This is a genomic window from Paenibacillus gyeongsangnamensis, from assembly GCF_027533625.1.
Taxonomy (GTDB): Bacteria; Bacillota; Bacilli; order Paenibacillales; family NBRC-103111; genus Paenibacillus_G; species Paenibacillus_G gyeongsangnamensis.
The window spans coordinates 214,079-229,620 of record NZ_JAQAGZ010000002.1; the positions used below are offsets into that span (position 1 = coordinate 214,079).

Below are 15,542 nucleotides of genomic sequence, written 5' to 3' on the forward strand. Positions count from 1 at the left end.
TAAGCTCGTCCATCTTATGTACCTGCCTTCGTTTATACTGAAGCAGCTTGCCTACACCGGCAAGCTGCCTCAGTAACTTGAAATGTTTTACCGCTTCGCCTTATAAAACTCATGATACAGCTTCATGAGCGCCCGCTTTTCGATCCGTGACACATACGAGCGACTGATCCCCAGTTCCTTTTTCCCGTTCATCTAGAATGTCCAGATTCTTATATATTTTCGACTTCTCGATCTTCAGCTGCACTTTTTCCACGACATCATCGGCTTCCGTACCGAGGATATCGATCAATGTAATCTAATTTCCCTCCTTGTCCGTACCGATGGGGTCATGAAGCGAGACGTCTTTGCGTGTTTTTTTAAGCGACCGCAGATGCATCAGAATCTCGTTCTCGATACATCGCGCCGCAAAGGTAGCTAATTTTGTCCCTTTATCAGGAGAAAACGATTCGATCGCTTTGATCAATCCAATCGTTCCTATAGAGATAAGATCCTCAAGATCTTCCCCTGTATTATCGAATATTTTGACGATATGTACACGAAACGATGTAATTACTTTCAGACAAAAAAAGATCTGCAACGTCGAACTGCAGATCTTACTAAGCATTTAACCATAGCCATAGCCTTGCTGCTGCGGCCAATTGTAATCTTTAAGCGGTTTAAAAAACAGGATCGGCATCTCAGGCACCGGCGGCTTTTCCGTCCCTTGGGGGGCAAAGTTTTTGCCAATACCAATAATATGATTGGGGACGATGGGGGCTTTTAACTGTACCTTCTCGCGTTCATATACATTGCCCGTAGACTGGCGATTGATGAACAAATCCCCTGTAAATTCATAGATTTTATCCTCTTCCATAGTGCCGTTACGCACAATATCCTCTTTTGCTAGACTGAACCGGATAAACTTCATCGTTCTACCTCCAGAGTTCTATTTTACACGTAGAAAGCCTGTTATCCTTTTACTGAGCCCAGCATGACACCCTTCGCAAAATGCTTCTGCAAAAACGGATATACGATCAGGATCGGCACCATCGCCAGCACGATGGACGCCATGCGGATCGTCTCCTGCGGAAGCACCCTGTCGTCGCTGCCGCCGCCGGCTCCGACACCGTTCGAATCGGAATCGATGACCAGCGATTTCACCAGGACCTGCAAGGTCCATTTTTTGGCATCGCTCAAATAAACCAGGGCGTTAAAGTACGTATTCCAGTACGAAACCGCAAAGAACAGGACGAACGCGGCGATAGCGGGCATGGATAAAGGGATCACGATGCGCCAGAATACGCCAATGTCCGAGCAGCCGTCAATCCGTGCGGCATCCTCCAGCTCCGGGGGGAGCGAGTCCAGAAACCCCTTGATAACAAGTAGGCTCCAAGCGTTGGTCAGACCGGATAAAATCAGGGACCAATAGGAATTTAACAGATTCATATCCTTCATTAACAAATAGTTAGGCAAAATGCCCGCGTTGAAGACGAGCGTAAATACAACACCGCCAAGCATTAGCTTTCTGCCGGGCACATGTTTTTTTGTCAACACATAGGCAAACGTAAACGAGATCACGATACTGAGCGCCGTTCCGATCCCTGTGACGTAAACCGTGCTTTTTAAGGCGTTAAGAAAGCTGTTGGTCGACAGGATGTACTTATATGCGGCTAAAGACCATTTTTCGGGAAATAAGTAAAATTGCAAAGGCACATACACCGCCGGGTCGGTAAACGAAACACTGAACACATAAATAAACGGAAACACACACGCTATGGAAACGACGGCAAGCAGCGAGTAGTTTATATAATCGAAGACCGTCAACTTCTTGGTTGCCACGAAACTCAATGGGTTCTCCTCCTTAATAAATGCCCTCTTGCCCCAGCTTCTTCACTGCGTAGTTGGACAGCATCACAAGGATTAAGCCGACCACGCCCTTGAACATGCCTACCGTAACACCCACGCTGATTTTCCCTCCCAATATACCGATCGTGTACGCATACGTGTCGAACACCTGGGATACAGAGGTAACCAGCGGATTATTCATCAAAAGAATTTGCTCGAAGCCTACATCCGCCATGTGGCCCAGTCTTAAAATAAGCAAAATAATGATCGTCGGACGAATGGCCGGCAGCGTCACATGCCAGATTTGCTTCATTCGGGATGCACCGTCGATCACAGCGGCTTCATACTGCTGCGGGTCTACGCCTGCCATCGCAGCGAGGAAAATAATCGTCCCCCAGCCGACCTCCTTCCACATGCTCTGAGCGGTCAGCAGTCCCCAGAACAAGTTCGGGCTGGACAGAAAGGATACCGGCCCGAAGCCCATCCCCGTGATCAGTTTATTAATCAGCCCTACGTCCGTGGAGAGCATGAAGAAGGTCATACTGGCTACAACGACCCATGACAAAAAATGCGGCAAATAGACGATAGACTGATTGATCCGTTTGAACACCTCATGCCGGATCTCATTGAGCATTAAGGCCAGCGCAATCGGCAGCGGAAACATGAAAATAATGCTAAAGATATTGATCGCAAACGTATTTCTGAGCATGAGATAAAATACTTCGCTCGAAAACAAATCCGTAAAATTCGTAAAGCCGATCCATCGGCTGCCCCAGAAGCCTAGAAACGGATTATACTCCTTAAAAGAAATCAACAGCCCCCACAAGGGTACGAATTTAAACAGGATAAAATACAGGATGCCCGGCATTGCCAGAGCGTACATCCACTTACATTGAACCATAGCCGCCCACAAACCCGTCCGGCTATGGCTGCGCTCTCCGTCTGCAATAGGCCGAATCTGTATATGTGTCTGCATGAATGAACACCTCGCCCGTTTTTATTCACTGATTTGATATTCTGCCTTCTCAAGCCAATCGGGATTTACTGTGATGCCCCAGCCTGGTCCCTGCGGAACCTGTACTTGACCGCCCGACACCTTCAGCGGCTCTGTAAATAGACCCTTCGTCCAAGCGTCCTCTTCAATGGTATATTCCATGTACTTCCCTGCATTCGGAATGGCAGAGACCATGTGCATCGTAAATACGGTCAGCATCGATAAATTGGCGGCATGCGGCATGCAGGTCATGCGGGCCGCCTCCGCCATCTTAGCTACTTCCAGCGCTCGGCTCAAGCCCCCGACATAACAAATATCCGGCTGGACGATGTCCACTGCGCGCATCTGCATCATACGTCTGAATTGGGCCAAATCCGTATCCTGCTCCCCGCCGGTGACCGGAATATCCAAAGCATCGGCTACCTGCTTGGTCCATTCCAGCTCCATATAAGGGCATGGCTCCTCAAAATGGCACACCCCGTATTGCGCCAGCATCTTGCCGGTTTCAATTGCCTTAGCCGGTGTGAGCCCGCTGTTCGCATCGACAAACAGCTGCGTTCTGTCGCCGATGGCAGCCCGTACCTCCCGCACCACTTCCTCCGAACGGCCCGGATACACATCTACATCGTTCGCAAAGTTGTTAGCAATGCGTATTTTGAAGGCCTCTATGCCCTGCGTTTCCATTAAACGCTGAATCCGGCCCGCTTCATCCTTCGGGGAAATGCTGCGTTTCATGCTGGAGCCGTAAATCTTTATTTTGCCGGGCTTCCCGCCCAGCAGCTCGCTTACACTTTTACCCAGACGCTTCCCCTTCAAGTCCCATAAAGCGGTATCCAAGCCGCCGACAGCTCTGCAAATATAAGAGCCGGGAAACTTATGCTCTTCCCTGATCACCTTTTCCGCCAGCGCTTCGATTTCGCCCGCATCGGCCCCCAAAGCATAGGGAGCTACCTGTTGATGGAGCACAAGCGCCGAAATATTGGCATGGTAAGGCGCTATTTGTCCATAGCCCTGCAGTCCGTCTTCAGAAGTTACCCGTACTACGGAAAGCTGTCTTGTCGTAAAGGTCTCGATCCGTTTTATTTTCATCGGTTCATTCTCCATTCGTATAGTTAGCGATGGTCGGAGCGGAATTGCCCCGGGGTCATCTGTACGTAACGATGAAACAGGCGGATAAAATTGCGCTCGGAGTAGCCAATCGCCGCTGCAACCTCGCTTATACTATGATCCGTATCTTGAAGCAGCTTTTTCGCCTCGTCGATCTTGGTTTCCACAACATATTCCAGGTAGTTCTTTCCCATCTTCTTCTTGAATAAACGGCTCAAGTAGGACGGGCTCACGCCGACCCGCTCGGCGCAGTGCACCAAGGATAAATCGCTGCCGACATTTTCATGAATATATTGGCAGACCCACTGGATCGCCGAATCCCCCGCCGCTTCCCGGTCATTTCTTGTTAACCAAAGATAGAGCGGAAATAGCGATTCCTCAACCCAGTCGCGTATTTCTTTCGAGGTTTGCTTGCTTCTTAGCTGACCGAACAAATTGTGCTCCATCAAATCGAATACATTCGCGCCCTGCTTCTCGAGCGACACAATAAAGGACGATAGAAAAATATGATAGCTTTGGAAAATGAACACATACGATTGCGAATTCCGCAGCGTCTCGGTAAATTTCTTGAAATGCTGCACCGCTGAAGCCGTATCCTCCTGCTCGAGGGAATGGAGAATCGCCCGCTCCAACTCTCCCGGATACCTTAATAACGTCTGCTTCTTCACATGCTCCACATCATCAATGAATAACAGGGGCTCCGCATCTCTAAATATTCTGTATTGCAGGGCTTGATCCGCTTCTTTGTAGGATACCGGAACGTCTGCGATATAGGGGTAGAACCTTCCGATTCCGACGTTAACCTCGAAGGATAAATACGTGTCGAACGCCTCGATCATCGCAAACACATAGTCCGAGGTCAGGTCCCGCATCGTCTGTTGTACCATATCCGGCTTGAATTGCAGGACCGCAGCACCTCTTCCCTGATAAGGAATTGCATAACCCGTCAGCTTCTGATCATTCAGTATTTCCTGCATCACGTTGGCCAGTGAAAAAGCTACAATGCCTTTCTCCTCAGGCAAAAATCGTTTCTCCCGATAAATATTTTCCGCATCCACGATGAGGACAACGTTCGTCAATTCCACCTTGATGCCATACGTCTCACAATCCTGAATCAGCGATTGATTGGCCGTATAATCCCCGCTCAGCAGCTTAAAGAGAAACTTTTCGCGTAAGGAAGGCTCGACATTCTGCATATACATTTCCAGCTTCTGGCTTTCTTTACTCAAATAATCGAGCGATTCCTTGATAATATCCAGCTCGTTGCCTTTCGGCTCGATCCCGCTGCCACGAAGGTTACGGCTGTGGTTAATCAGCTGTCCGATCGGAGTGTACGCTCTTTTGGACGTAATATAGGTTAGGAGGATCCCTACCCCGACAAAAACGGTCAGGATCAGCACCGTCATTTCACGGATCCAGCTTAGCTGGTCGGTGATGACCTGCTCGGGTATAACGGATACGTACGTTCTGGAAAAAACATTTTTAACATAATGGTACTGTGCCGGTTTGCCGTCAATTCCTTCCGCTACAAAACGGCCCGAGCTTTGATTCGATGCTTTGATCATCGCAATTCCTTTAAGCCCGGCGGCTTGCTCCACCAAATTCACGTCCGGCTTGCGGTCTACCCCAAACGGATCGTTCAGCTTCACAATGACCAAATCCTGGTCTCCCGTTAAAAGAACCGTATCGGTTTCCATAAATTTGCTCATTGCGGAAGCCTCGATTTCAAAGACCAACACACCTTTAGGACCTTCGTTACCGATTAACGGAAGCAGCCTGGAAAACGTAATATAGCCTTCCTTGCCTTTAAGCTGTGTCCACTGGGTAGGATGCTTGCTTGAAAGCAGTTCATCGATATGGTCTTTATACTTATAATAGTTTTTTTCAATGGAACCGTATTCGTTGGAAATAACGACTTGATTCGTGCTGTTGTAAAAATAGATTTCGCTGATAAAGCTGTTGAAGTTTTTGACTAGTGCGATTTTTTTCAAAATGTCCATCGTTACCATTCCGCTTTCATCGGTCGGTCCGGAAAAAGCTTGCTGAATCAAGGGATCATTGGCTAACTGGAGAGACTCCTGCTCCATTTCTTGTAAGGCCCTTTCGGCACGGTCCTTCATAATGGTCAAAGACGAATCGCTTTCCGTCTGAATATATTTTTCCATCCGGTTCGTCGAGAATTGATAGTAAACCATGCTGGCTAATATAACCGGTATGCACACGGAGATGCAGCCGAGCCAGATGAGCCTGTACAAATAGGTTCTCGGATTCGTCATTCGTTTGATAAGAAACTTGCCGCTCCAGTTAGCCATAAGCCCTCCCCGTCTTCTTACTTAGGAAATTTCTCTTTGTAATCGGCTGCGAATTCCTTATACGCCGTTTGAAAGTCCGCGCTTCCGTTTAACTTATCAATATAAGCCTTGTACTCATCCATCGAAATTTGTCCGACGATCGCCTTCACAACCATCGACTGCCAATCGGATTGATATTTCGGCCAGATCGAAGTCCAGGTATTCGAGTTAATGATCGAGAACGGATCGATTTTGCCGACCTGCGCATAGGCTGCCACCGACTTTTCTTTCGCATCGTTATAAGCCTTCGGAGCCGCAGGATTGATGACCTTCATTTTATTGTTATAAGCGAGAGGGAAAATGGCGCCAGTCCCGTTCGCGGTTACTTGTTTTACGCCCAGCTCGGTAAGCTGCTGCTGACCATCAACCATTTTATAATCTACGCCTTCGATGCCATAGTAATTATAATCGGTTTGCTCCTGGGTTGTCGTTCTTTCAAAAAAGTCCAAAATTTGTTTTACCTTTTGCTCAGGCACCTTTTTCGAAATATAGAAGGCTCCGGAGAAGGGAACCGACAGCTGAACACTATAACCGCCCGGACCTTTCATCGGCGGCAACGAAATGACGTTGGCTTCCGGCTGCACCTTCTTAATGGTTTGCTCGAAGCTGTAATCCCGCCATGTATTTCTCCCGTAAGAGGCTGCCCGACCTGTGGTGAAAATTTCCTCAGCCTGTGTTTGCTTGATCGTAGGGAAGTCTTTGGCCAAGATGCCTTCGGCATACATTTGGCGGAAATAGGCAACCATATTCGTGTAGTTCGGCGTCAAGTACTTGTTGATCAGACCGCCGTCCTTAGCATAAACCGGATCCAAGCCTCCAAAGGCTGCTAAAAAGCTGCCGTCGCTATCTGCAAAAAAGTTGCCTGTGTTGCCTTGTCCGATCAGACCGATGGTGTCCTTCTTCCCGTTGCCGTCCGGATCTCCATTGACGATGGCTTTTAACGCCGCAGCATATTCATCGAGCGTCGTCGGCACCGGTATATTGAGCTTATCCAGCCAGTCCTTTCGTATTTTGAGGCTGAGATCAATATGCGGACGGTTTCTCGGTACGCCATATATTTTCCCGTCCGTTTTTATATAGTTCCAAACATCCTTATAGCCGTTATTTTTCAAATTCGGGTACTTGCTGAAATCTCCAAGGAACGGAGTCAAGTCCCAAAATGCGCCCTGCTTCACTGCATTTTGGAGCGTCGGACGCGTAATGCTGTTCGCTACGATGACTTCCGGAATATTGCCGGAAGCCAGAACCAGGTCAAATTTCGTGTCATAATCACCGGAGGGAATCCATTCCACGTCCAATTGAACTTTGTTATCCTTTTGAAATTTGGACCAATACTCATTATTCATGTCCGGGACGTCGGCAAAAGACGGAACCATGAACTGAATCTTCGGATCGGATGCCGCAGCCGCAGCATCGCCTTTGGCTGGCTCCTGCGTTTCTCCGCCGCAGCCAGCCACTAACAGAAGCGGAGCCAGCATAGCCAGACTGACTGTTAAAGTTAAAGCTTTCATAATAACCTCCCGTTGATTTTGCTGATTCCGCCGCTGATTAAGTTTCCTGAGCAGCGTATTCGAGTTTATTATAGGAGGAGCTCCGACTGCAAGTAAGTGACAATCCTTGTTCAACAAGCTCAAAACGGACTGGAGATCAATTATTGTCACACACTTAGCGGATAAAGCAATCTTGTCTAGTTATACGATGATTGTACCTGTAATTTCCTTTGGTGTGTAGCCAAGCGTTAATGGTAAAATACCTCTTGCAAATTCCCCGGGAAATAATCATTCACCACCTTAAATGTGGATGCACAGTTTATAAGCAAGATTTATGGAAGCTTCAGGGTACGAAATACAAAAAAGCGCCTTTCGGCGCTGGTCCCGCAAGAACGCTCTACCACCTCGCTGCCAAGCATTTACACGAATTCATCCCTCGTCTGGTCGCGGTGGATTCCCGTCCCGTTGATGATGATGAATTTGCTCGGCATATGACGCGGCTCGATCAGCATCGCATGATCCGGCACATCCATAGGGAGCACGCCTTTGCCTTATAGCACCTCAACCTTCAAATCATCCCTTCCTCCAGCTTCCTCCTGCGTGCTTTCAAATAAAAAATCCCCAATTTACGGGGACCTCAAAGCACCTATGTTTGTGTCGCCGGACACCTTTTGAGTAGCGGGCATGATAAGCTGGTTAGCAACGCGAATTCCCTTACATTCCGCGGCTTTCGCGAGTAATCATGCCCGCAGAGGCTCCATGTCAAATCGCTCTACTATCCCTCTCAAACATAACTTTATCCACGAAGTACAGCGAAGAGCCCTTATTATTTACCATTCTGAGCCTTGTAATTTTTTACATACTCGTCTTGAACTGCCTGGCCACCCTGAGCCATGTACTGTTGAACCAATGTTTTATACAGGCTATCCACTTCGGCTGGCTTAGCAACAATTAGTTTTGCAAGCATTTGAGCTGAAAGATTCTTAAGCGCTGCGTTGTATTTTGCATCGGCTGCATTCGGTAATGAATAGAAGTATGAATTATAATAGTCCACCATACCTACCTTTAAAGCATTCTCTGCATCCTTTTCATAACCAGGATATCCTGCAGAAATTGCTGCATTATTTTTCTGCTGATCACCAAGTTCGATACCGTTTGAAAGTATATCATAGTCGAGGTTGTTTGCAACAGTCATCATCTTATCGCCGGAATTTGTTGTTCCCGTCTGTATTGGAACACCATTAACCATGTTGTAGTCCACGCCTTCCTGACCGTTCTGGAGGAAGAGGGTTACCTTGGGGTCAGCCATCCAGTTGAGGTACTGTATTGCAAGGTCAACATTCTTGCTTGTTTTAGGTATAATTATTTGCACACCATTTGGGCTGTACCCGTACTTAGGATGTTTGCCTGCATCATTCTGCCATGGATCGATAGGAATAAGCTGAGCACCAGGAACGTTCTTTACAAGGTTGGCATAGGTGCCGGGAGCTGTCCTGTACGGACCATCCCAGTTAGTCTGGAATGCTCCGACTTTTCCATTGGCAATATCTGCGTCCAACAGTTTTCCATCCTTGTCAGTTGCGAAATTCGGACTAATCAAGCCTGCATTATACATCTTGTTCATATATTGAACAGCTTTATCAAACCCTGGCATATTCCAGTTTGCCTGCCAGATAGCTTGCGGCTGAAGTGTAGCAAACTGTTCTTCAGTAAGGTTAGATGGTTTAAAGGCTTCTGGTATATAGCTCAATCCGGGATTTGAAGGTTGCAGGGAATAACCATAAGGAATAACTCCGCTTACATTTCCAGGATTCTTCTCTTTGAATGCAACCATGGTGTTATAGAACTGTTCCGCTGTAGTAGGAACAGGAAGACCCAGTTTATCGAGCCAGTCTTTACGGATAAAAGTATTTGAACCTGCGAGAACAGTCCTCTTGCCCGGTACAGAATACTGCTTGCCATTAAATTTACCATACTTTAATACATCATCGCCAAGATACTTTGTAAGAGTAGGTCCATACTGCTTGAGAGCTGAATCAAGCTCTGCCAAACCACCCTGCTGTACATAATTATAAATAACACCCGAGTTGTAGGTGTAGGAAATGTCAGGTGCCTGGCCGGCTGCCATCAATACGTTCAACTTGTCTACTTCCTGGGCTCTAGGAACTGAAACAAAGTTTACTGTGGCATTAAACTGCTTGCCGAAATTATCGTTGATATACTTTGTCCAGAAGTTATTATTCAAATCCGGCTGTCCGGGTTTGCCTCTGTCGAAAACTTCGACAGTTAATGTTCGATGTTCTTTTGTAGTGCCTGCTGTACCATTTTGTGTGCCGCTTGACGAATTACTCTGACAGGCGGCAAATGTAGACGCAATTGTTAGCGCTGCCAAAGAGACACAGATAGATCTTTGAGCCTTTACCTTCAAAGAAACCACTCCTTTTTTAAATTTGATATTTCGCAAATTTATTTATATAAATTCGCGAAATAGATTAAATAATCCATTTCACGTACCTATATCAACCTTTAACGGCACCAATCATAATGCCGGATACAAAGTATTTCTGGAGCCACGGATACACTAGAAGAATCGGAACAGTACCAAACATAATACTTGCCGCTTTCAATGCCTCTGATGGCAGATTTACATTGACATTCTCGCCAGACATTTGCTGCGAAATATTGATAACATTATACAGCTTAAGCTGGATCGTATATAAATTCTGGTCTGTAATGTAGAAAAGAGCATCCTGAAAATAATTCCACCTGAACACGGCATATAGTAAACTGACTGTGGCAAGTGCTGGCTTGGAAAGTGGCAGCACAATCTTAAGCAGAATCTGCAGTTCGTTGCATCCGTCCAGGTGTGCAGCTTCCTCCAGGCTATCAGGCAAGCTCTGGAAGAACGATTTCAATATGATCATATAGTAAACGCTCATCATACCTGGAAGAACCAGTGCCAATGGAGTGTTCAAAAGACTCAGATTCTTTACATTCAGATAATCCGGAATCAAACCACCGCTAAAATACATAGTAAATAGCATCATTAGCAATAAAACATTTCTGCCCTTGAGTCTTTTTTTAGTCAACGGGTACGCCGCCAATATTGTAACGGTCAATGCAAGGAGCACAAATACAGCCGTCAGGATCACCGTATAGAACAATGAGTACAACATACCTGCATCCCCGAATACAACTTTATAGGCTTCTATATTAAAGTCTATAGGATAGATGGTAACTGCCTGGGATATAATCGCCCTATTAGAGCTAAGTGATTGCGAAAGAATATAGAGAAAAGGAACCAGGCATATAAAGACCGCAATTAAAACAATAAATGCTGCTGTATAGTCAACAATTCTATTTTTTGAATTTTGTGACATTGTCAGTACCTCCTCACCATATTCCATTTTCACCTAATTTGCGAGTAATAAAATTGGAAGTTACCAGGAATATTAAGCAAATAACAGACTGGAACAGGCCGACAGCTGCACCAACTGAAAAGTTCGCAGATTGAATACCTACACGATAAACATAGGTACTGATAACGTCACCAAAGTCCATAACAAGGTTGTTTTGAATGTTGAATGGACGGTCGAAGTTAATAGCCATAATATTACCGAGCTGCAGTATCAAAAGGATCGCAATGGTTGGTCTGATACCTGGCAACGTAACATGCCAAATCTTCCCGAATCTTCCTGCACCATCTGCGTCAGCAGCTTCATACAACTGCTTGTCAATTCCCGTCATAGCAGCAAGATACAAAATTGTACCCCATCCTGCGTTCTGCCATACTCCAACTAAAGAATAAGTTGCAACCCATGCATATTTGTTCGTGAGGAACGGTAACGTTTGACCACCCATATGGCTAATTAAGGAGTTTAACATACCTGTGGGAGAAAGCAACTGAGCAACAATTCCGCCGATAATAACCCAGGAAAGGAAATGCGGCAGATACAGTATTGTTTGGCTTACCTTTTTAAACTTATTCCATACCAGTTCATTTATTAAAATAGCCAAAATGATCGGCGCTGGAAATCCCACAAGCAAATCCAAACCGTTAAGCATCAAAGTGTTTCTAACAACCTGAAAGAATTGTGGTGATGAAAAAATTTCCTTGAATGTTGCAAAATTATTCCACGGACTCATGCTGACACCCTGAAAAATGTTGTACTCCTTAAAAGCAATCTGTATGCCATACATGGGAGCATATTTAAATGTCAATATATATGCAACAGGGATAATCAACATAAGGTAAAGTATAAAATCATATTTTATATAGTAAAAGAATCCTTTCTTTTTTATCAGCGGCTTTCCAACGCTACCCTTTTTATCCAGAGGAACACTACTATTCATTGCGTTCATAAATTACAACCTCCATTCTACTGGTTTCTCAACTTGCTCAGAGCGTAAGCATGGAAGAAGTATCCTAACTGTTCCCTTAATCGGAGACCGCTTCCCTGCTATACTCCCGAGTAGGCCATAAACCCGCCGTCTACTGGCACAGTGATACCGGTTACAAAACCGGACATATTATCGTCCGCAAGCCACAATAACGTGCCCAGAAGATCTTCAGGCTTTCCGAATCTTCTCATTGGTGTATGGGTTATGATTTTATGAGACCGGACGGTTAAAGAGCCGTCTTCGTTCGTAAGAAGCCTTCTGTTTTGCTCCGTCAGGAAAAAGCCCGGGGCGATCGCATTGACCCTAATGCCCACATCCGCCATATGAACGGCCAGCCACTGCGTGAAATTTTCAATCGCCGCCTTCGCCGCACTGTACGCTGGAACCTTCGTCATCGGGCTTGGAGCGCTCATCGAAGAAATATTGATAATGACCGCGCCTTGGCGATTGATCATATTTTTGGCAAAAACCTGTGCAGGGATGAGCGTTCCGAGGAAATTCAAGTTGAGCACATAGCTGAAGCCTTCCTCGGTCAGATCGAAAAATGTCGTGATCTCTTTATTTCCCAGATCCTCCGGCTTCAGGGTTTCATTCGTCGTGCTGCCCTTGGGATGGTTGCCTCCCGCCCCGTTGATGAGAATGTCGCACATGCCCAGCTGGCGCGTCACCGTTTCTTCCGCCGCCTTTACGCTTTCCGCATCCAGCACGTTGCAGGCAACAGCAATCGCTTCCCCACCGGATTCTCTGATGTCTGCCGCAACCTTCTCTCCTTTTTCCGCCGTGCGGTTTAATATGGCCACCTTCACTCCATGCCGGCCAAGCTCCCGCGCCATAGCGGAGCAAAGAACGCCGCTTCCTCCCGTAATAACCGCTACCTTACCTTTCAAATTATCGTTGATTGCAAGCATGCTGCCGCCCTCCGTTTTGTTCTTTCGAGCGAGTCCCAAATTCCCCACAAATACATAATGCCGAGAGCCCGGTCATATAGCCCGTATCCAGGACGGCACTGCTCGTTCCAAATATGTCTTCCGTGGTCCGGCCTGGCATAGCCCGTAAAGCCCTTCTCATGATACGCCGTGACAATATCGCAGATGTCGACCGTACCGTCCTGGGATCGGTGAGAGGTCTCAATGAAATTTCCGTTGTCGTACAGCCTCACGTTTCGGATATGGGCGAACGGAATGCGGTCTGCAAATTCCCTCACCATGTCCGCTACATGGTTGTTCGGGTTTACGCCAAGCGACCCGCTGCACAACGTGACGCCGTTATAAGGGCTATCCACCAATTTCAGCAGCCTGCGGATATTGTCCCGGTTCGTAATGATTCTCGGCAGGCCGAAAAGAGACCACGGCGGATCGTCCGGATGAATCGCCATTTTGATATCGTTGATCTCGCAAATCGGAATGATCTGCTCCAAAAAGTATTTGAGGTTGTTCCACAAGTCCTCTTCCGTAACGTTCTTGTACGCCTCAAACAGCGCGGGCAGACGCTTCATTCTCTCCGGTTCCCAGCCCGGCATCGTGAAGTCTGGATTCTCGTTGATGACGCGGACCAGCTCCGCCGGATTATTCATGCTGTCGATCTTAGCCTTTTCATAAAAGAGCGCAGTGGATTTGTCCTCCAGTGGCTCATATAAATTCGTGCGGATCCAGTCGAAAACCGGCATAAAGTTATAGCAAATCACCTTCACGCCGACCTTTGCCAGCCTCTCGATCGTTTTTTTATAGTTGTCGATATATTTGTCCCTAGCAGGCAGGCCCAGCTTGATATCCTCATGTACGTTAACGCTCTCTACAACCTCAGTATGAAAGCCGTATTCGTCAGCCTGCTTTTTGATCTCCAGCATTCTTTCGAGCGGCCACTCTTCCCCTGCAGGGATGTCGTGAAGCGCCCAGACAATGCCTTCCACGCCGGGAATTTGTCTGATTTGGCCAAGGGTTACCGTATCATTGCCTTCACCAAACCATCTGAATACCATTCTCATCGCCAATTCCTCCAAAAAAATGTGACTGTTCCATGATTTTGTACTGAGGCTCCCATCTGAGCAGCTTACCAATTCGCGGGTCGGCTTGACGGAAGAAGAATCGTTCGCAGCCAAGATGAGATGCTGAGTTTCTTGCCCATCCTTCTCGATGGCGAGCCTGCAGGCGGAGGCTACGTCCCTGACATTTTAAGCTTCCAGAATTCCCACGAGGAAGGTAAGACCGTTTGGTGTCACTGGGACCCATATACTCCTTCGAGCAAACCGCAGAACGGTCTCCTGTGTACGGATGTATTATTGGATCTCGTTATGGCCTACGCCTTCAATCAATTTGGCATCTCGTTGCGCCGCCAAGCAAAGCTCAGCCGCTTTAAAGGCGTGCTTCTGCGTCATCGCGATCTCCGTGCGGTTCAGGCAGTCCATAATCAGTTCCCCGAAAAACGGATATCCTATCTTCCCTTTTACGTCGAAATGATACTCGCCCTCATGATTAACGAGGTACACGTGCCCGCCGCCTTTTTCTCTGGCTATATCCACGTATTTGCGCAATTCGATATAACCGTCGGTGCCCAGAATAATCGTACGGCCGTCCCCCCATGTGCTGAGGCCGTTCGGCGTAAACCAATCGACACGGAAGTATCCCGTGGAACCGTTGTCGCCCACCAAGTTGCAATCGCCGAAATCCTCAAACGTCGGAAATTGCTTGTGGTTATAATTAGCCACTTGGCTGTTCACCACTTTCGCGTCCTTGGAACCGGTGTAAAACAAAAATTGCTCGCATTGATGGCTGCCGATATCGCAAAGAATGCCGCCGAATTGCTCTCGGTTAAAAAACCAATCAGGCCTGGACGGCACATTGATCCGGTGCGGACCATATCCGCTCACCTGCAGCACACGCCCGATCGCGCCCCGCTCGATCAATTGCCCGGCATAGACCGCGCTTTCCACGTGCACTCGCTCACTGTAATAAACCGCATACTTAAAGCCGGTCTCCGCAACTTTTTGCCGGGCCTGTTCCAATTGCGCGAGCGTTGTAAACGGCGCTTTGTCCGTAAAGTAATCCTTTCCGTGCGACATGACGCGCATTCCCAGGGCACAACGTTCTGACGTGATGGCCGCGCCGGCAACCAATTTCACGCTCGGATCCTGCAGCACCTCCTGCTCGGACCTGGCCGCCTTGACTCCAGGATACATTTGAACGAATTTGTCCACCTTGGCCGGGTCCGGATCGTATACCCATTTCAGTTCTCCGCCTGCCTCGATAAGCCCGTTGCACATGCCGTATATGTGTCCATGATCAAGACCGATTGCCGCGAACGGAAAAGCTCCCTTTTCACATACCGGAGCCGGCTTTCCTTTCGGGGCGTAGTTCATGCCGTCTTGTGCTTGCATCG

12 protein-coding genes and 1 pseudogene are annotated in these 15,542 nt (G+C 47.4%); all 13 read right to left on the minus strand.

Annotated elements, in window-relative coordinates; genetic code table 11:
* Positions 1-87: 87 nt before the first annotated feature.
* Positions 88-532: pseudogene (locus O9H85_RS37650) on the minus strand (sigma-70 family RNA polymerase sigma factor); the annotation flags it as partial.
* Between the two features lie 72 nt (positions 533-604).
* The gene (locus O9H85_RS04020) at positions 605-907 is read right to left on the minus strand and encodes a DUF2437 domain-containing protein (RefSeq protein ID WP_269880010.1); all 303 of its coding nucleotides are present in this window, start codon (positions 905-907) and stop codon (positions 605-607) included.
* Between the two features lie 41 nt (positions 908-948).
* Entirely contained in the window at positions 949-1,827 is an 879-nt protein-coding gene (locus O9H85_RS04025) for a carbohydrate ABC transporter permease (protein ID WP_269880011.1), read from the minus strand.
* Between the two features lie 13 nt (positions 1,828-1,840).
* A complete protein-coding gene (locus O9H85_RS04030) occupies positions 1,841-2,800 on the minus strand; it encodes an ABC transporter permease (protein WP_269880012.1) in 960 nt (319 codons plus the stop codon).
* Between the two features lie 21 nt (positions 2,801-2,821).
* A complete protein-coding gene (locus tag O9H85_RS04035) occupies positions 2,822-3,907 on the minus strand; it encodes a mandelate racemase/muconate lactonizing enzyme family protein (RefSeq protein ID WP_269880013.1) in 1,086 nt (361 codons plus the stop codon).
* 23 nt (positions 3,908-3,930) lie between these two features.
* On the minus strand, positions 3,931-6,237 hold the full coding sequence (locus tag O9H85_RS04040) for a helix-turn-helix domain-containing protein (RefSeq protein WP_269880014.1): 2,307 nt from the start codon (positions 6,235-6,237) through the stop codon (positions 3,931-3,933).
* A gap of 17 nt (positions 6,238-6,254) precedes the next feature.
* Entirely contained in the window at positions 6,255-7,787 is a 1,533-nt protein-coding gene (locus O9H85_RS04045) for an extracellular solute-binding protein (RefSeq protein WP_269880015.1), read from the minus strand.
* 805 nt (positions 7,788-8,592) lie between these two features.
* Positions 8,593-10,194 carry an extracellular solute-binding protein gene (locus O9H85_RS04050; protein WP_269880016.1) on the minus strand — a complete coding sequence of 534 codons (1,602 nt, stop codon included), beginning with the start codon at positions 10,192-10,194 and terminating at the stop codon, positions 8,593-8,595.
* 91 nt (positions 10,195-10,285) lie between these two features.
* Positions 10,286-11,146 carry a carbohydrate ABC transporter permease gene (locus O9H85_RS04055; RefSeq protein WP_269880017.1) on the minus strand — a complete coding sequence of 287 codons (861 nt, stop codon included), beginning with the start codon at positions 11,144-11,146 and terminating at the stop codon, positions 10,286-10,288.
* Between the two features lie 13 nt (positions 11,147-11,159).
* A complete protein-coding gene (locus O9H85_RS04060; protein WP_333474157.1) occupies positions 11,160-12,128 on the minus strand; it encodes an ABC transporter permease in 969 nt (322 codons plus the stop codon).
* A gap of 98 nt (positions 12,129-12,226) precedes the next feature.
* Complete coding sequence (locus tag O9H85_RS04065) at positions 12,227-13,075, minus strand: SDR family oxidoreductase (RefSeq protein WP_269880018.1); 849 nt, start codon at positions 13,073-13,075, stop codon at positions 12,227-12,229.
* Positions 13,051-14,151 (minus strand): mannonate dehydratase, encoded by a 1,101-nt coding sequence (gene uxuA, locus O9H85_RS04070; RefSeq protein WP_269880019.1) that lies wholly within the window; start codon positions 14,149-14,151, stop codon positions 13,051-13,053. The genes O9H85_RS04065 and uxuA overlap by 25 nt, the downstream gene beginning before the upstream one ends.
* A gap of 291 nt (positions 14,152-14,442) precedes the next feature.
* Positions 14,443-15,540 (minus strand): Gfo/Idh/MocA family protein, encoded by a 1,098-nt coding sequence (locus tag O9H85_RS04075; RefSeq protein ID WP_269880021.1) that lies wholly within the window; start codon positions 15,538-15,540, stop codon positions 14,443-14,445.
* Between the last annotated feature and the right edge of the window lie 2 nt (positions 15,541-15,542).

Bases quoted from the DNA above. Each gene is read 5' to 3' on its own strand.
- uxuA (WP_269880019.1), bottom strand. From the start codon at position 14,151: ATGAGAATGGTATTCAGATGGTTTGGTGAAGGCAATGATACGGTAACC.
- O9H85_RS04020 (WP_269880010.1), bottom strand. From the start codon at position 907: ATGAAGTTTATCCGGTTCAGTCTAGCAAAAGAGGATATTGTGCGTAAC.
- O9H85_RS04065 (WP_269880018.1), bottom strand. From the start codon at position 13,075: ATGCTTGCAATCAACGATAATTTGAAAGGTAAGGTAGCGGTTATTACG.
- O9H85_RS04045 (WP_269880015.1), bottom strand. From the start codon at position 7,787: ATGAAAGCTTTAACTTTAACAGTCAGTCTGGCTATGCTGGCTCCGCTT.
- O9H85_RS04060 (WP_333474157.1), bottom strand. From the start codon at position 12,128: ATGAACGCAATGAATAGTAGTGTTCCTCTGGATAAAAAGGGTAGCGTT.
- O9H85_RS04040 (WP_269880014.1), bottom strand. From the start codon at position 6,237: ATGGCTAACTGGAGCGGCAAGTTTCTTATCAAACGAATGACGAATCCG.
- O9H85_RS04055 (WP_269880017.1), bottom strand. From the start codon at position 11,146: ATGTCACAAAATTCAAAAAATAGAATTGTTGACTATACAGCAGCATTT.
- O9H85_RS04075 (WP_269880021.1), bottom strand. From the start codon at position 15,540: ATGCAAGCACAAGACGGCATGAACTACGCCCCGAAAGGAAAGCCGGCT.
- O9H85_RS04030 (WP_269880012.1), bottom strand. From the start codon at position 2,800: ATGCAGACACATATACAGATTCGGCCTATTGCAGACGGAGAGCGCAGC.
- O9H85_RS04035 (WP_269880013.1), bottom strand. From the start codon at position 3,907: ATGAAAATAAAACGGATCGAGACCTTTACGACAAGACAGCTTTCCGTA.